We start from the raw sequence: 15,843 nt of genomic DNA, 5'->3' as shown, positions 1-15,843 counted from the left end.
GAACAGCAGATGAGCGCCTACACCCCCAAGCCCGAAGACCGCTTCACCTTCGGGCTGTGGACCGTCGGCTGGCAGGCCCGCGACCCCTTCGGGGACGCGTCCCGGGCCCCGTTGGACCCGGTGGAGAGCGTCCACCGGCTCGCCGAGCTCGGCGCGTACGGCGTCACCTTCCACGACGACGACCTGCTCGCCGTCGAGCCCGACCGGGACAGGGCCATCGCGAACTTCAAGAAGGCGCTGGCCGAGACCGGGCTCAAGGTTCCGATGGCCACCACGAACCTGTTCACCCACCCCGTCTTCAAGGACGGCGGATTCACCAGCAACGACCGCGACGTCCGCCGCTACGCGCTGCGCAAGGTCATCCGCAACGTGGACCTCGCCGCCGAACTCGGCGCGACCACCTACGTCTGCTGGGGCGGGCGCGAGGGTGCCGAGTCCGGGGCCGCCAAGGACATCAAGGCCGCGCTCAGCCGCTACAAGGAGGGCATGGACCTGCTCACCTCGTACGTGATCGAGCAGGGCTACGACATCAGGTTCGCCATCGAGCCCAAGCCGAACGAGCCCCGGGGCGACATCCTGCTCCCGACCATCGGCCACGCCCTCGCGTTCATCAACGAGCTTGAGCACTCCGAGCGCGTCGGCCTCAACCCCGAGGTGGGCCACGAGGAGATGGCCGGCCTCAACTTCGCGCACGGCATCGCGCAGGCGCTCTGGCACGGCAAGCTCTTCCACATCGACCTGAACGGCCAGCACGGTCCCCGCTACGACCAGGACCTGATCTTCGGCCACGGCGACGTGAAGAACGCCTTCTTCCTGGTCGACCTGCTGGAGAACGGCGGCTACGACGGCCCCAGGCACTTCGACTACAAGCCGCTGCGCACCGAGGACTCCGAGGATGTCTGGGTCTCCGCCGCCGCCAACATGCGCACGTACCTGATCCTGAAGGAGAAGGTGGCGGCGTTCCGCGCCGACCCCGAGGTCGCCGAGGCGCTCGCCGCGAGCAGGGTCGCCGAGCTGTCCGAGCCGACGCTCGCCCCCGGCGAGACGATCGCCGACCTGAACCGCGACGAGTTCGACCTCGACGCGGTGGCGGCGCGCGGCTTCCACTTCACGCGCCTCAACCAGCTCGCGATGGACTACCTCCTCGGAGTCCGCGGATGACACTGGTGGCCGGGGTCGACTCGTCGACCCAGAGCTGCAAGGTGGTGATCAGGGACGCCCACACGGGCGCCCTGGTCCGCCAGGGACGCGCGACCCACCCCGAGGGCACCGAGGTCGACCCCGAGGCGTGGTGGCAGGCGCTCCAGGAGGCGTTGGCGCGGGCGGGCGGGCTGGACGGCGTCGAGGCGATGAGCATCGGCGCGCAGCAGCACGGCATGGTCTGCCTGGACGAGTCCGGCGAGGTCGTCAGGAAGGCGCTGCTGTGGAACGACACCCGTTCCGCCGGAGCCGCCGCCGACCTGGTGAAGGAGCTGGGCGGCCCGGAGGTCTGGGCCGAGGCGGTCGGCAGCGTGCCGGTCGCGTCGTTCACGGTGACCAAGCTCCGCTGGCTCGCCGAGCACGAGCCGGAGTCCGCCCGCCGTACGGCGAGGGTGTGCCTGCCGCACGACTGGCTCACCTGGAGGCTGGGCGGGGAGTTCGTCACCGACAGGGGCGACGCGTCGGGTACCGGCTACTGGTCGCCCGCGACCGGGGCCTACCGGACCGACCTCCTGCAGACGGCCTTCGGCGCCGTACCGGGCCTGCCCGAGGTGCTGGGTCCCCGCGACTGCGCGGGCGAGGTGCGGCCCGCAGCCGGTGTCTCCGGTGCGGGCGCGGTGCGGCTCGCGCCGGGTACGGGCGACAACATGGCGGCGGCCCTCGGGGTCGGCGCCCTGCCGGGGGACGTGGTGGTGTCGATCGGGACGTCCGGGACGGCCTTCGCGGTCGCCGAGGCCCCGATCGCCGACCCGACCGGTTCCGTGGCCGGGTTCGCCGACGCCACGGGGCGGTTCCTCCCGCTGGTGGCCACGCTCAACGCCGCCAGGGTGCTCGACGCCGCCGCGCGGGTGCTCGGGGTCGGTCTGGACGAGCTGGGCAGGCTGGCACTTGAGGCGCCCTCGGGGGCCGGAGGTCTCGTCCACGTCCCCTACCTGGAGGGCGAGCGCACCCCGAACCTGCCCACCGCCACGGGCTCGCTGCACGGGCTGACGCTGGCCACCTCCACCCCGGCGCACCTCGCCAGGGCGGCGGTGGAGGGCCTGCTCTGCCATCTCGCCGACGCGTTCGACGCCCTCGGGCTCGACCCGGCCAGGGTGCTGCTCATCGGCGGAGGCGCGAGGTCCGAGGCCGTACGGCGGATCGCCCCCGCGGTCTTCGGGCGGCCGGTGGTCGTCCCCGAGCCGGGGGAGTACGTCGCCGACGGTGCGGCGAGGCAGGCCGCCTGGCTGCTCGGCGGCGACGAGCCGCCGGCCTGGGAGGCGGGCAAGGTCGAGCACTACGAGGCCGATCCCGCGCCCGAGGTCAGGGCACGCTACGCCGAGGTCCGCGGCCTCGGCTGAGACACGGACACGGCGACCACACGGTCGTGGCCCCCACCACACGGCCGTGACCGCTCCCACCGCGCGGATCCGCGGTGGAGCAGCCGATACGGGTACGCGGTTCGCGCCGCGTACCGCGAGGATCCACGGCCGCGTAGCCGGACACGGGGCACGCGGCCGTGGTTCACACCGCGAGGATCCGCGACAGTGCGGCCGGATGCGGGCGCACCACCGCGGTTCGCCCGGGACGGTTCGCCGCCTCCGAACAGGAGGCGGCGGACCGCGTACCAGGACCGTCTCGGGTGAGGACTCTCAGGGGCGCCTCAGGGTCGGATCAGGGATGCCGCCGGATGTCTGAAACGTCCGCCGGCGGACAGTCTTAGCGCATGCTCGCGTCGAAGAGGCTCTACCCCCTGATCGCATGTGCCGCGATCGTCGTCGCCGTCGTGGCCGCCGTCACGGGACTGACCGAACCGGCCCTCTCCCCGAACCCGCTCGATCTGACGATCGGTGAGTACGCCGCCCTGGACCGCACCGGAGCCGCCGGGCTCGCGATGGCGGCGCTGGGGATCGCGGCCTTCGCGGTGGTCGCCGGGCTGCGGGCCGTGGGGGCGCCGGTGGACGCCTTGGCCGAGCGGCTGATGCTGGCCTGGGGTGCGGGGCTCGTCGTCCTCGCGGTGCTGCCCGCCGCGCTTCCCGCCACGGGGACGGACCTGATCGCCCAGACGTACCGCTACCTGTCGGTCGCCGTACTGGCGGCGGTGCCCGCGGCGGGTGGCCTGACGGTGGCGCGGTTCGCCAAGGACGAGCGGTGGCGGCCGACGGCCAGGCCGGTGGAGTGGCTCACGCTGGCCGGGGGTTTCGGGCTGCTGGCGCTCGTCTACGTGATGCTTCCCGGGCAGGGGATGTTCGTCGGTCTCGTCGAGTGGTCGCTGCTCGGCGCCGAGGTCGCGCTGGTCGGAGTGCTCGCCGTCCGGCTCGCGCGGCTGACGTGGGCGCGGGGCGCCGCTCCCGCCTCACGCGCCGCCCTCGGCTGACTCATTCACTTCTGGAAACTCTTTCATCACATGTCACGAATAGGCTACAAATAGGGGGAGCCGCCAGTGCTATTGTCGTCGGCGATCTAGAGATTGCCCGGTCTCCCCGGGCGCTCCGAGAGCAAGCCGTTGAGGTGACATGGCAGCGAGCAGGTCCATCCGGTTCAAGGTCTCGGTGCTGTTGGTCATCCCCCTCGTCTCACTGGTCGGGGTGTGGGGTTTCGCGGCGGCCGTGACGGTCGGCGACTCGATGAGCCTGCTCTCCCTCAGCACGCTGTACGACGCCGTCGGCAAGCCCGCCGGAGAGCTCGGCGCCGCGGTCCAGCGTGAGCACCTCCTGTCGGCCGACTACCTGGCCACCCGCTCCGCCGCGGACCGCGACACCCTCGCGAGCCAGCGCCTCGTCACCGACCAGGCCCGTGACCGCCTGCGCCGGAAGACGACCGTCGGGGTGGCGCAGACGGCGATGTCCGACGAGATGAAGACCCGCCACGCCGAACTGATGCGCCAGGTGGACGGGATCGACGCGATCCGCGCCAGGATCGACACCGGGCGGATCGGCCCGGTGGGCCTCACCGAGGAGTTCGGCCGGGTGCCCGACGCCCTGCGCGGGCTCTTCAACACCCTGAGCCTCAGCGACGACCTCCCGCTCTACCGTCAGACGCGCAGCATCACGATGATCAACCAGGCCGTCGACCTGCTCACCCGCGAGCGGGCGCTCGTCGCGGGCCCGCTCGCGCTCGGGACCCCGATGACGATGAGCGAGACGCGGCTGTTCGCCAGGCTCGCCGACAACCGGGCCTTCCTCATGGAGCAGGCCCTCCCCGACCTCTCCCCCGGGCTGCGCGCCCCCTTCTCCGAGCTGATCGCCTCCTCGGCGTACGCCCGCTTCACCGCCCTGGAGAACCGCCTGCTGTCCGGTGCCGCAGAGGTGTCGTCCGTCGCCTGGCGCTCCGCCGGGGACGAGGTGGACGCCTCCTACCGGCGGTCCCTCGCGGCGGCCGTCCCCCTGGTGGTCGAGCAGGCCACCCCCGTGGCCGTCGGCGTCTTCGTCCGCGCCGGCATCGTCGGCGTGCTCGGCCTCATCGCGGTCATCGCGTCGGTGCTGGTCTCGTACCGGATCGGCAGCGGGCTCACCAGGGAGCTCGCCGACGTGCGGCGGGCCGCCGCCGACCTCGCGCAGGTGCGGCTCCCGAGGGTGATGGAGAAGCTGCGCCGCGGCGACAGGGTGGACGTGGAGGCGGAGGCGCCCGCGCTGAAGCCGTCGGGCAGCACCACGGAGGTCCACGACGTCGCCGCCGCCTTCAACAGCGTCCAGCGCAGCGCCCTGGACGCCGCGGTGGAGCAGGCCAGGCTGCGCGAGGGCGTCTCGCAGGCGTTCCGCAACCTCGCCCGCAGGAGCCAGTCGCTGCTGCAGCGCCAGCTCAAGCTGCTCGACGGCATGCAGAAGCAGGCCGAGGATCCCATCGCGCTGGACAACCTCTTCAGGCTCGACCACCTCACCACCCGCATGCGCCGCCACGCCGAGGGCCTGGTGATCCTGTCCGGCGGGGCGGCGGGCCGCAAGTGGCGCTCGGCGGTGCCGATGGAGGACGTGCTGCGTGGGGCGGCCGCCCAGGTCGAGGACTACACCCGGGTGCTGATCTACCCGACGGGCGGCACCACCCTGATCGGCAACGCCGCCGCGGACATGATGCACCTGTTCGCCGAGATCCTGGAGAACGCCACCGTCTTCTCTCCGCCGGCCAGCCCGGTCTCGGTACGGGGCGAGCTCGTCGCACGAGGCTTCGCGGTCGAGATCGAGGACAGGGGACTCGGGCTGACCGACGAGAAGCGCGCCGCGATCAACGAGCGTCTGGCCAGCCCTCCGGAGTTCGACCCCGCCGACACCGACAGGCTGGGCTTCGCGGTGGTCGGCCTGCTGGCCGCCAGATACGGGGTCGAGGTGACGCTGCGCGCCTCGCCGTACGGCGGCACAGGGGTGGTCGTCCTCATTCCCGAGATTCTGCTCGGAGACCCGGAGCCCGTCGAGGAGCCGCCGGTCCTCACCGTCATCGGCGCGCGGCCCGAGTCGGCGGAGCGGCGCTCGGAGACCGTCGTGGAGCGGGTGGAGCGGACCGGTGACTCCGGTGAGGTCCCGATCCCCGCCGACCTGTGGCAGCCGGGGCGGCGCGGTGCCGACGGCCTGCCCCGCCGGGTGCGGCAGGCGAACATGCCGCCGCGCCAGGCGCGGGAGTCCCGCCCGTCAGAGGCCGCGTCCGGCTCGGAGGTCGAGGAACGGTCACCCGAGGAGGCGAGGGCGCTGATGAGCGCCCTGCAGTCCGGCTGGCAGCGCGGACGCGCCGACGACGAGGACGGCGGTGCCGATCGATGAGCCGGGAGCGCGGGAGCGGAGCCGCGGGATCGGGTTCGCGGAGCCCCGCCCGGAGGCGTCGGGCGCGTCGGGGTGACGCCGGTGTGAGCGAAGTCGCGCCGGTTCCGGTGCTTCGGAGTCACGCCGGTGGGAACGGACCGGCAGGAACGGATTTACCGAGCCGGTGGGGGCCGGCGGCAGGCGAGACCATCGCAGGGGAAGGGGTTTGACCACGTGCCGGGTGAGCTTCATTGGCTTCTGGATGACTTCGTCACAAGTGTGGCGGACGTCTCGCACGCACTGATCCTGTCCAACGACGGGTTGATGATGGCCTCGTCCCGAGCGTTGAGCAAGGAGGACGCCGAGCACCTGTCCGCGGTCGCCTCCGGCTTCCAGAGTCTCGCCAAGGGCACCAGCCTGCAGTTCGGCGGGGGCAGCGTGCGCCAGACGATGGTGGAGATGGACTCCGCGTTCCTGTTCGTCACCTCCGCGGGCCAGGGGAGCTGCCTCTCGGTCCTGACCACCGGCGCCGCGGACGTGGGGCTGGTCGCCTACGAGATGGCCCGCCTGGTCACCCGCGTCGGCCAACATCTGGCCACAAGCCCCCGGGTGGGGGGCCAGTGAAGGACGACGTCGAGTGGGTCGACGAGGAGGCGGGTCCCGTCGTCCGCCCCTACGCGATGACCGGTGGACGCACCCGGGCGTCGTCCTCCTCGCTCGACATGCTCGCGGTGGCGGTGGCGACGGGAGCGCCGGTCGCCTCGGGGGCGAACCTGGGCTCCGAGCACCGGCGGCTGCTCAACCTGGTCAAGCGGGCACGCCCGATCGTGGAGATCGCCTCGGACGCGGGCCTGCCCATCGGCGTGATCAGGGTTCTCCTGGGCGACCTGCTGGACCAGGGCCTGATCCTGGTACGGTCGCCGCTTCCCGCCGCCTCCATGCCCCCGGAGAACCTCCTGAGGGAACTGATCAGCGGCCTGCGCGCCCTGTGAGGTCCTCCGCCTTCCGGCCCTGAGCGCCCGAGCCGGCGCCCGGCCCCGTCACGGGGGCCGGTTTCGCACCTCGTCCGGCTCTTTCAGCTCTGGCTGGCCGTCAGCACCCTCAGTGAGTGCTCCACGAGCGTCACGAGCACCGTCTTCGCCGAGACGCGGCGCCGCACGTCGCAGAGCAGCACCGGTACGTCCACGTCGAGGTCCAGGGCGACGCGCACCTCCTCCGCGTCGTGCCGGTCGGCGCCGTCGAAGCAGTTGACGGCCACGATGAACGGCGTGCCGCGCTGTTCGAAGTAGTCGATCGAGGGGAAGCAGTCGGTCAGCCGCCGGGTGTCGGCGAGCACCACGGCACCCAGCGCGCCGTAGGACAGCTCGTCCCACATGAACCAGAAACGCTCCTGGCCGGGGGTGCCGAACAGGTAGACGACCAGCCCCTCCCTGATCGTGATGCGGCCGAAGTCCATCGCGACCGTGGTGGTGGTCTTGCCCTCGACGCCGTCGACGTCGTCGATGCCGATACCGCGGTCGGAGAGGACCTCCTCGGTGCGGAGCGGCCGGATCTCGCTGATGGCGCCCACGAGCGTGGTCTTGCCAACTCCGAAGCCACCCGCGATGAGTATCTTGAGGGCGACGGGTTCGTCAGAGGGCCCGAAGTCCATTGATCACTTCCTTGAGAATGCGCTCGCTCGCGGAGGCGCGCCCGATCGAGATGAGCTTGTGGTCCTGCAGGTCGCCGAGCAGGACCCTCACCACGCCGAGCGGCAGGTTGAGGTCCGAGGCGACGTCGGCGACCGAGGTCGGAGTGGTGACCATGGCGAGGATGCGTTCCTGTTCGGGGCTTGGGACGAACCCCCCGGTAGGAGCGCCGCGAGTCGAGGTGACCATCGCGACCAGGTCCAGCTTGTCACCGGAGGAACGGGTGCGACCCCCGATGAGGGCGTACGGCCGGACGATGGGCCCGGCGTCCTCGTCCATCCAGTGGGTCATCCAGGCCTCCGGTACCGGGCTCGGGGATCCAGCGGTCCGCCGAAGACGCGGCCGGCGCGGCCGTCCGCTCCCCCCCTCATGAGAGACCTTGGCGTGGGTTGGTGGAGATGTGCTGGCCGACCCGCTTGACCAGCATCGCCATCTCGTACGCGATGTGGCCGACGTCGGCGTCGGAACTGCTCAGCACGGCCAGGCAGGTGCCCTGCCCGGCGGCGGTGACGAACAGGAACGCCGACTCCATCTCCACGATGGTCTGGCGCACCTCACCTCCGCCGAAGTGGCGTCCCGCCCCGCGCGCCAGGCTCTGGAACCCGGCGGCGACCGCGGACAGATGCTCGGCGTCCTCGCGCAGGAGCCCCTTCGAGAATCCGACGGCGAGCCCGTCGGTGGAGAGGATCACCGCCTGGCGCACCGCACCCACCCTGGTGGTCAAGTCGTCGAGGAGCCAGTTCAGCTCGCCGGTGTTGGTCAATTTTCCGGTCACTTGTCCCCCTTGTCGCCTGTCGTATGGTGCGCGAAGTCATTGTCCTGCTCCTCGCGACCGCGTCGAGACCCCGCCTGGAAGGCGGAGAACAACGCGCGGGCCTCCTCCGGCGAACGCTCCTCGTTCGGTTCCGCGCTCGGCTCGGGCTCGGCGGGCTCGGCCTCCTGGCGGAGCTGAGGCGCCAGGTTCGCCTGTCGGATCCTGCGGGGCAGGCCACCCGGCCCCTTGGAGGGCTGTGCGGCCGTCTGGCGCGTCGGACCGCCGTTGCCGCCCCTTTCCTCGGCGGGGGCCTCCCGGGGCGTCTCGTGGGACTCACGGGACTCCTGAGGTGTCCCCCGGGGCGACGCCGTGGGAGGCGCCTCGCGTGAGGCCGTGTCCCGGCCGGTGTCCCAACCCGTGTCCCAGCCTGTCTCCCATCCGGGCTCCGGGCTCGCGGGCGGGGACGGTGTGCGGTCGGGCAGGTCCGACACCACGCTGAGAGAGGGGGCGACCGGCTGCTCAGGCTGGGGCGGCCTCGGGGAGGTCTGCCTGTTCCTGCGCGGGAGTCCGTTGCCGCCGGCCGGAGGTGCGAGTGCCCCCGGCTGGGCGGGGACGTACGGCTCCGCCTGGCGTCCGGCGACGCGCTCGGCGGGGGACGTCCGCTCCGCGGTGAGGGCGAGCGGCGGGTCCTGCTGGGCGATCACCGAGCGGGGGATGAGGACGATGGCCGTGGTGCCGCCGAACGGCGAGCCGCGCAGGATGACCTGGATGCCGTGCCGTGAGGCGAGCTGGCCCACCACGAACAGGCCGAGCCTGTCGCTGTCCGCCAGGTCGAACTCCGGCGGGTTGGCGAGCCGCTCGTTGATCGCCTCGTACTCCGCGACGCTCAGGCCCAGGCCGCGGTCCTCGACCTCGACGGCGAATCCGTTGGCCACGACGTCGCCGCGCACGGTCACCGCGGTCTGCGGCGGCGAGAAGATCGTGGCGTTCTCGATCAGTTCGGCCACCAGGTGGGTGATGTCGGCGACCGCGGCCCCGTCGAGCGAGATGTCGGGCACCGGCGCCACGCTGACCCGGGTGTAGTCCTCGACCTCGGCGATCGCGGCCCGCAGTACGTCGATCACCGGCACCGGCTTGCGCCACGACCGGCCGGGGGCGGCGCCGGACAGGATGATCAGGCCCTCCGCGTGCCGCCGCATGCGGGTGGTGAGGTGGTCCAGCCGGAACAGGTCCTGAAGGCTGTCGGGGTCGGTCGCCCGGCGCTGCATGCTGTCGAGCAGGGTGAGCTGGCGGTGCAGCAGGCTCTGCTTGCGCCTGGCCAGGTTCACGAAGACCTGGCTGACACCGCGCCGCAGGTTGGCCTGGCCGACGGCGGCCTCCACGGCGGTGCGCTGCACCGAGCCGAACGCGTGGGCCACGTCGTGCACCTCGGTCGAGCCGCCCGCCTGGATCGGCGGCGCCTCGGCACGTACGTCGACCTCCTCGCCGCGCCGCAGGCGGTCCACGACGTGGGGGAGCCGCACCTCCGCCAGATCCAGGGCGGCCGAACGGAGCCCGGCCAGCTCGGCGGCGAGACGGCGGCCGAAGCGGACCGAGATGATGATCGACGCGACCACCGCGATCAGGCCGACGCCACCGGCGATCACGATCCGGGCCAGGACACCGGTGGCGACCCCCTGCGCCCGGTCCGCCAGGGCCTCGGCGGCGGCGAGGTTGACCTTGTCGAGCCACGTCGTGAGCGCGTTCGTGGTCGCCTTCCACGCGCTCGCCTCGGGGGGAAGCCGGTCGCCGGCCGAGGAGATGATGGCCTTCTCCAGGTCGGTGAACTTCTCGAAGGTGGCGGAGGCGAAGGTGTCGCGGTACTGCGTGCCCAGCTCGGGATCCAGCGCGGCCGCGCCCCGGTTGTGCAGGAAGCGCCGGGTGGAGACGTACTCGCCGAAGGCCCTGCGCTCCTCCTCCGACAGCCGCCTGTCGATCAGCGCCCCGCTGATCAGCGCGTTCTCCCTCTCGATCATCTCGTAGGCGTTGCCCATCCCCTGCATGGCCGAGGCCTGCTGGAAGATCGAGAGATCGGGCAGCGCGACCATCTGGTCGTACACCAGAAAGACGGAGTCGAGGATCTGGTTGTAGTTCGACAGCGCGCCCAGCCGCGTGTGCTGTCCGCTGTCGACGCCCGAGCGGATGCTGGGGAGCCTTTCGAGCCTGCGGACCAGCTCGCTCAGTGAGTTGTTCAGTTCCGGGCTGCCGGAATCCTCGGCCGCGGCCGCCTTGAAAGCGCCGACCGCCCGGTCGGTGCGGGCGCGCTGCTCACCCATTCCGCTCGTGAGGACCCGGGAGCTGATCGCCACCGACGACAGCGTCCGCTCGGCCTGGAGCTGTAGGCCCAGGTCCGTGGAGGTGACGCCCACCGTCTGGTACACGGTGTTCGACCTCAGCAGCGCGAGACCGTCACCGACGGTGAGGTTGAGCACGAAGCCCCACAGCGCGCTCAACGACAACAGAGGCAGGAGCAGCAACGAGAAAATCTTGAACCGAATCGAGCGGTTTCTAGAGCCCATGTCCACTCGTCCCAACCTCTGAGCGTGTGGAGGCCCGTGCCGCTTTAGGGGTGATTACGCCTCCGGAAGATCGCACAGGAGACTAGCACCGAATAGGGTTTTTGCGCAGTGGAGGATCCGATGATTAGTGTGATTACCGGGGCTAGTGCCGGAATTGGCGCGGCTGCCGCGGTGGAGCTCGCGAGGCGCGGGCAGACCATAGTTCTGGTCGGCCGTAATCCCGACAAGACGGCTCGGGTGGCAGAAAGGGTGCGGGAGGTCTCCGGGGTGCTCCCGGATACGTTTACCTGCGATTACACCCTTTTGGCTGATGTGCGTAGATTGGGAGCCGAACTGCTCTCCCGCTACGACCGGATTGACATCCTCGTCAACAACGCGGGGGTCATGACGACCGAGCGCACGTTCACGCGCGACGGCCACGAGACGATGATCCAGGTCAACCACCTCGCCCCCTTCCTGCTGACGAACCTGCTGCTCGAACGGGTCACCGGGCGGGTGATCACCACCAGTTCCCGCGCGGGCAAGACCGGAGGACTCGACCCGTCCGACCTCAACCGCGAACGGCGGCGCTGGAGCGGCTGGCTCCAGTACGGGGACACCAAACAGGCGGGAGCCCTGTTCACCGTGGAACTGGCCCGCCGCCTCCAGGACACCGAGGTGACCGCGACCTGCTTCCACCCCGGCGTGATCAAGACCGAGTTCGCCCCGTCGACGTTCATGATGTGGATGGTGAAGAACATTCCCGGCATGGGGCAGACCGTCGAGGAGGGGGCGAGCACCATGGTCCACCTTGCCACCCATCCGGACGGCGCCGCCCACCCCGGCCGCTACTTCGCCAAGAGCGCCCCCGCGGCCGTTCCCAGGAGGATGAGCGATCCCGCGCTGGCCCGCGCCCTCTGGGACGCCAGCGCCGCCGCCGTCGCATAACCGCCCACCCGTACGCGGCCCCTTCGACGGGCGCTCTCGCGACCTGACCTCGCGACGGGCGGCCTCACAACGTACGGACTCACAACGCACGGCCTCGCGTGCGCGGCGGGGATTTCCCCGCGCGTCACCGGGCGTTCGCCGGGTGTTGGGCGGGTCCGGTTACGGTCCCGGGCTGTGAGCGTCGCAACCCCGCTGCGGGCCGCCCTCCCGCCCGCCGCGGTGAGGGACCCGTTCTTCGACAACGCCAAGTTCCTCGCGATCACCCTGGTCGTGTCCGGCCACCTGATCGAGGACCTGCGGGACGTTCCGGTCGCACACGCCGCCTACTTCTTCGTGTACACGTTCCACATGCCGCTGTTCATCGTGCTCAGCGGCTACCTGTCACGAAATTTCACCTTCTCGTCCGGCAAGGCGCGCAAGCTGATCAGCACCCTCGCCGTCCCGTACGTGATCTTCGAGCTGATCTACTCACTGCCGCGCCTCTTCCTGTACGGCAAGCTCGACATCAGCCTCCTCGACCCGTACTACCTGACCTGGTTCCTGATGTCGCTGTTCCTGTGGCGGCTGTCCACGCCGGTCTGGCAGCAGCTGCGGTGGCCGCTCGCGGTCGCGGTCGGGCTGTCGCTGCTGTCGGGGATGAGCAGGCTCCCCGACGAGCTGTCGATGAACCGCACCCTCGGCCTGCTCCCGTTCTACGTACTCGGGCTCATGCTGCGGCCCGAACACTTCGAGTGGCTCAGGAGGCGGTGGGTCCGGGTCGCGGGCGCGGTCACACTCGCCGCCGGCGCGGCCCTCGCGCTCGCCACGCACACCGTGGTGAAGACCGAATGGATCCGCTGGCGGCACGCCAACGACGCGATCGGGGTGGACGACCTCACCGGCAGCCTGATCCGCCTGGGCATGCTGACGGCGGGTGCGGTGCTCGTCGCCGCGTTCCTCGCGGTCACCCCCTCCGTGCGCACCTGGTACTCGGGACTCGGCATGGCGACCATGTACGCCTACCTCCTCCACGGCCTGGTGGTGAAGGTCGCCGAACGGTTCTACGGCGACTGGGCGCAGACCGTGGCCGGGGTGACGGCCGTGGCGCTCTTCGGGGTCGGGCTCGCCGCCCTGCTGTGTACGGCGCCGGTGCGACGCGTCACCCACTGGGCGGTCGAGCCCGGTATGAGCTGGGCCTTCACCAAGCTGAGAAAACCAGGCTGAGAGAACCGGGTGGAGCGGCCCTTCCGACCGAGACCGACCGAGACAAGGGCGGCCCTTCCGATCGAAACCGGCCGGGCCAAGGTCGGAGCAGGGACGCCGGAGTCAGGCCAGGAGCGGTCCGCGGGAAGGACGGGAAGGGCGGGAGGGCCGCGAGGGCCCGTCCTGGAGCTCCGCGACCGCGCGGTAGGCGGCGGTGACGGCCGCGTCGGCGCGGGCGGCCGGAACGGAGTCGGAGTTGGCGATCGCGATCCGGCCGTGTGTCCTGCGGGCGACGGCCGCAGGGGGTTGTCCGTCGGGGTAGAAGTCGAGGTCCCACGGGGTGGCGTACTCCGGCGCGTAGCCGTGTCCCCACCGGTTGACCGTGATCGCCTCGATGTCACGGGCCGCGTCGAAGCCCCCGGGCCCCAGCAACCGGGTGAGCTGGTCGCGGATGCTGTACTCCAGCTGCTCGTACGGCGTCTCGATCAGGGCGTACCGCCCGGCGACCGAGCCCTGCGCGGGGGACACGCCGGGTGTGACGGGGGTGCCGACCAGGTGCGCGGTGATCGGCTCCTCGGGCCTCCTCGGGCACCGGTAGGCGCCGACGTCCGCCGGGTCGTCGAGCTCGGCCACGCACCAGCGGGCGCCGGTGAACCGGGCGCGCCTGATCCCCATCCTCCGCCAGGCCCGCCAGTCGCGGAGCTGGACCGTCGCGTACAGCAGGGGCACCTTGACCGCCCGCCCCAGGGCCGCCCGCTGCTCGGGCGGGAGGTCGTCGACGAGGTAGGGGATCATCGAGTTCCAGCAGGCCATGATCACACCGCCCGCCCGTACGGTCCTCACCCGCTCGCCGTCGAAGTAGCCGACCGTGGCGCCGCCGGCCGTGCCGGAGGGGCCGTCGTTGGCGGCGGAGACGACCGGGCAGGACAGCCGTACGCGGACCCGGTTGCCCGGCCGGTCGAGCACGCCGTAGTCGAAGCTCGCGGTGGTGATGTCCTTCACGCCGGAGGCCGTCGCGAAGCCGGGGATCATGCGGGCGGCCATCATCCTGACGATCGCCTGGTTGCCCTCGGGGAAGCGCCAGGCGCGCGGTTCGCCCGCGTCCCACTCCTTGATCACGGTCGGCGAGTTGTACCTGGACGGCTTGGACCTGTCGAGCCCGAGCCCCTGGAACCCCGCGTACCGGTGCTCGTCGGCGCTGCCCCAGGCGTCGATCGCGCCGAAGGCGTCGGAGCCGTAGCCCCACTCGTCGCTCGGCATGGTCCTGACGAACGCCAGCACGTCCGGGTGGACGCCGCAGACCTCCCTGAGGAAGCCCGAGTAGGTCAGCCGGGCCAGCCGCGCCTGTTTCTCCTCGGCGGACAGGCCGGGAAACCAGTCGGGCGGATCGCCGTACAGCATGAGCAGGTCCCGTCTGGCCCGCTCGGCGACGGGCAGCTCGGCGATCCACTCGGGAGCGCTCCTGCCGGGCGCGAGCACGACGAGCCTCTCCGCGCCTCCGGCGGGGAACGCCTCCCGGTCGCAGAAGACGCCGTCGTGCATCCCCAAATTCGCGTACGGCTCCCGGCCGGAGGGTGCCCCGAGCCCTTCCGGGTGGATGCCCAGTTTGGCGAGCAGGTCCTTGCCTTCGGCGGTCCACGCCGACGGGTGCTCCATCGACCGCGAGCCGCCGTACGCGACCAGCGGCCCCTTCCTGGCCGCCGGGCGGAACTCGTTGCGCAGGGCGTGCCCGCCGATGTCGTCGTGGTTGTCGAGGATGAGGATCCGCGCGCCGGGCTCGCGCTCCAGCCACCGGTGGGCCGCGCTGAGACCGCTGATCCCCGCGCCGACCACGACCAGGTCGTAGTGTTCGCCGGTGGGTTCCGGGGTGCCCACGTACGGCCAGAAGCGCCGGTCGCGGAGGGCGTGGGGCACGCTCAGCGCCTCCGCGGTGTCGCCGCGCAACCCCGTGAGGGACGGCGGACAGGAGAGCTCCAGATCCTCCGGAAGCGCGGAGTGGGTGTCTCCCCGATCGGCCCCGGGCAGCGAGCACGCCGCCGCGATCCCGGTGGCCGTGATCACCCCATCGAAGAAGTCCCGGCGGGAGATGAGCCGGTCCATGCCGAGTTCCAGGGTCTTACGTGGATTGATCTCGTGAGGATCTGTCATGGGGTGATCATCACGATGTGAATGGATCGGTGGGGCCGCCTCGCTGCGTTTTCGGGAAGTTTTTACCCGGGCCATTAACGCGCTGTCGCGACATGTCCTACATGAGAGTCATGTCATGGCGGCCGGGAATTAAGCGGGGAGATGGGGCCTTGGCCGATCCGATCCGGGAAAAGCCGCGAGTGGCCCGGTACGCGCCCCACGTCGCCACCGGCCGATCCCTCCCATTCTCGCTGCTCCGCGCTCTCCGGGGGCCCTCCCGAGGACTCCGCGAGGCAGGGAAGACGTGCCATCCGGATTGTCGGATAATCCATAACCATATGGTCATTCGACTTGTTACTCGTATAAAGTGAAGCGAGGGATCCGGCGCCTCCATGTCGCCGGGTGATGAGGCGCGGCACGCCGGGGGGCGGCCTCCATACCTCCGTGCCTTCGTATTCGCTTTTCCTTTTGACGGATGCCGCGGGGGAGTATCACGTGGTCGGAAAGCACGGAAGAGTCACGGGAAGGATCGGCCCCGGCCTGGTCGGGGAGGTGATGGTGGAGGTCCGCGGGGGTGTCGAGGCCTTCTACGCCCATCCGACGGTCCCGGACGAAGAGATCGCCCCGTCCTCGATCGTGGTGGTCGTCGAGTTCTTCCCGCCGCGCACGATCTACGTCGCCCGCGCGCTCCCCTGATC

14 protein-coding genes are annotated in these 15,843 nt (G+C 71.1%); 9 read left to right on the top strand and 5 right to left on the bottom strand.

Going from position 1 to position 15,843, the window contains the following annotated elements:
- The first annotated feature begins 9 nt into the window (after positions 1 to 9).
- The 6 genes from xylA to ACIBH4_RS30420 all read left to right on the top strand — a co-directional run bounded on the left by xylA (position 10) and on the right by ACIBH4_RS30420 (position 6,901).
- The gene (gene xylA / locus ACIBH4_RS30445; RefSeq protein ID WP_350942357.1) at positions 10 to 1,161 is read left to right on the top strand and encodes a xylose isomerase; all 1,152 of its coding nucleotides are present in this window, start codon (positions 10 to 12) and stop codon (positions 1,159 to 1,161) included.
- A complete protein-coding gene (gene xylB, locus ACIBH4_RS30440) occupies positions 1,158 to 2,540 on the top strand; it encodes a xylulokinase (protein WP_362518463.1) in 1,383 nt (460 codons plus the stop codon). Before xylA ends, xylB begins: the two co-directional genes overlap by 4 nt.
- A 365-nt stretch (positions 2,541 to 2,905) precedes the next feature.
- Positions 2,906 to 3,556, top strand: a complete 651-nt coding sequence (locus tag ACIBH4_RS30435) for a DUF998 domain-containing protein (protein ID WP_362770080.1) — start codon at positions 2,906 to 2,908, stop codon at positions 3,554 to 3,556.
- A gap of 139 nt (positions 3,557 to 3,695) precedes the next feature.
- Positions 3,696 to 5,930, top strand: a complete 2,235-nt coding sequence (locus ACIBH4_RS30430) for a nitrate- and nitrite sensing domain-containing protein (protein WP_362770078.1) — start codon at positions 3,696 to 3,698, stop codon at positions 5,928 to 5,930.
- A gap of 213 nt (positions 5,931 to 6,143) precedes the next feature.
- Positions 6,144 to 6,533, top strand: a complete 390-nt coding sequence (locus ACIBH4_RS30425; protein ID WP_362770076.1) for a roadblock/LC7 domain-containing protein — start codon at positions 6,144 to 6,146, stop codon at positions 6,531 to 6,533.
- Positions 6,530 to 6,901, top strand: coding sequence for a DUF742 domain-containing protein (locus ACIBH4_RS30420; RefSeq protein WP_362518451.1), 372 nt, complete (start codon positions 6,530 to 6,532; stop codon positions 6,899 to 6,901). The genes ACIBH4_RS30425 and ACIBH4_RS30420 overlap by 4 nt, the downstream gene beginning before the upstream one ends.
- Positions 6,902 to 6,984: 83 nt before the next feature.
- On the opposite strand, the gene ACIBH4_RS30415 is transcribed toward ACIBH4_RS30420, so the two are convergent.
- The 4 genes from ACIBH4_RS30415 to ACIBH4_RS30400 form a co-directional block, all read right to left on the bottom strand.
- Positions 6,985 to 7,560: an ATP/GTP-binding protein gene (locus ACIBH4_RS30415; RefSeq protein WP_362518448.1), complete on the bottom strand. Its 576-nt coding sequence runs from the start codon at positions 7,558 to 7,560 to the stop codon at positions 6,985 to 6,987.
- Positions 7,541 to 7,888 (bottom strand): DUF742 domain-containing protein, encoded by a 348-nt coding sequence (locus tag ACIBH4_RS30410; RefSeq protein WP_350942372.1) that lies wholly within the window; start codon positions 7,886 to 7,888, stop codon positions 7,541 to 7,543. The genes ACIBH4_RS30415 and ACIBH4_RS30410 overlap by 20 nt, the downstream gene beginning before the upstream one ends.
- A 76-nt stretch (positions 7,889 to 7,964) precedes the next feature.
- Positions 7,965 to 8,372 (bottom strand): roadblock/LC7 domain-containing protein, encoded by a 408-nt coding sequence (locus ACIBH4_RS30405; protein ID WP_329088690.1) that lies wholly within the window; start codon positions 8,370 to 8,372, stop codon positions 7,965 to 7,967.
- Positions 8,369 to 10,867: a nitrate- and nitrite sensing domain-containing protein gene (locus ACIBH4_RS30400; RefSeq protein WP_362770074.1), complete on the bottom strand. Its 2,499-nt coding sequence runs from the start codon at positions 10,865 to 10,867 to the stop codon at positions 8,369 to 8,371. The genes ACIBH4_RS30405 and ACIBH4_RS30400 overlap by 4 nt, the downstream gene beginning before the upstream one ends.
- A gap of 162 nt (positions 10,868 to 11,029) precedes the next feature.
- Here ACIBH4_RS30400 and ACIBH4_RS30395 point away from each other — a divergent pair, with 162 nt between their 5' ends.
- Both ACIBH4_RS30395 and ACIBH4_RS30390 read left to right on the top strand, forming a co-directional pair.
- A complete protein-coding gene (locus tag ACIBH4_RS30395; RefSeq protein ID WP_362518441.1) occupies positions 11,030 to 11,836 on the top strand; it encodes an SDR family NAD(P)-dependent oxidoreductase in 807 nt (268 codons plus the stop codon).
- A gap of 174 nt (positions 11,837 to 12,010) precedes the next feature.
- A complete protein-coding gene (locus ACIBH4_RS30390; protein ID WP_362770072.1) occupies positions 12,011 to 13,039 on the top strand; it encodes an acyltransferase family protein in 1,029 nt (342 codons plus the stop codon).
- 102 nt (positions 13,040 to 13,141) lie between these two features.
- Here ACIBH4_RS30390 and ACIBH4_RS30385 read toward each other — a convergent pair whose 3' ends face one another.
- The gene (locus ACIBH4_RS30385; RefSeq protein ID WP_362518435.1) at positions 13,142 to 15,166 is read right to left on the bottom strand and encodes an NAD(P)-binding protein; all 2,025 of its coding nucleotides are present in this window, start codon (positions 15,164 to 15,166) and stop codon (positions 13,142 to 13,144) included.
- A 474-nt stretch (positions 15,167 to 15,640) separates the two neighbouring features.
- On the opposite strand from ACIBH4_RS30385, the gene ACIBH4_RS30380 reads away from it, so the two are divergent.
- Positions 15,641 to 15,841 carry a hypothetical protein gene (locus ACIBH4_RS30380; protein WP_362770070.1) on the top strand — a complete coding sequence of 67 codons (201 nt, stop codon included), beginning with the start codon at positions 15,641 to 15,643 and terminating at the stop codon, positions 15,839 to 15,841.
- Positions 15,842 to 15,843: the final 2 nt, after the last annotated feature.

The organism is Streptosporangium sp. NPDC050284 (assembly GCF_044459525.1).
Taxonomy (GTDB): domain Bacteria; phylum Actinomycetota; class Actinomycetes; order Streptosporangiales; family Streptosporangiaceae; genus Streptosporangium.
Note: the sequence above shows the minus strand (reverse complement) of the source record. Positions and strands in the feature narration are given on the sequence as shown.

Bases quoted from the DNA above. Each gene is read 5' to 3' on its own strand.
- xylA (WP_350942357.1), top strand. From the start codon at position 10: ATGAGCGCCTACACCCCCAAGCCCGAAGACCGCTTCACCTTCGGGCTG.
- xylB (WP_362518463.1), top strand. From the start codon at position 1,158: ATGACACTGGTGGCCGGGGTCGACTCGTCGACCCAGAGCTGCAAGGTG.
- ACIBH4_RS30435 (WP_362770080.1), top strand. From the start codon at position 2,906: ATGCTCGCGTCGAAGAGGCTCTACCCCCTGATCGCATGTGCCGCGATC.
- ACIBH4_RS30430 (WP_362770078.1), top strand. From the start codon at position 3,696: ATGGCAGCGAGCAGGTCCATCCGGTTCAAGGTCTCGGTGCTGTTGGTC.
- ACIBH4_RS30415 (WP_362518448.1), bottom strand. From the start codon at position 7,560: ATGGACTTCGGGCCCTCTGACGAACCCGTCGCCCTCAAGATACTCATC.
- ACIBH4_RS30410 (WP_350942372.1), bottom strand. From the start codon at position 7,888: ATGACCCACTGGATGGACGAGGACGCCGGGCCCATCGTCCGGCCGTAC.
- ACIBH4_RS30395 (WP_362518441.1), top strand. From the start codon at position 11,030: ATGATTAGTGTGATTACCGGGGCTAGTGCCGGAATTGGCGCGGCTGCC.
- ACIBH4_RS30385 (WP_362518435.1), bottom strand. From the start codon at position 15,166: ATGACAGATCCTCACGAGATCAATCCACGTAAGACCCTGGAACTCGGC.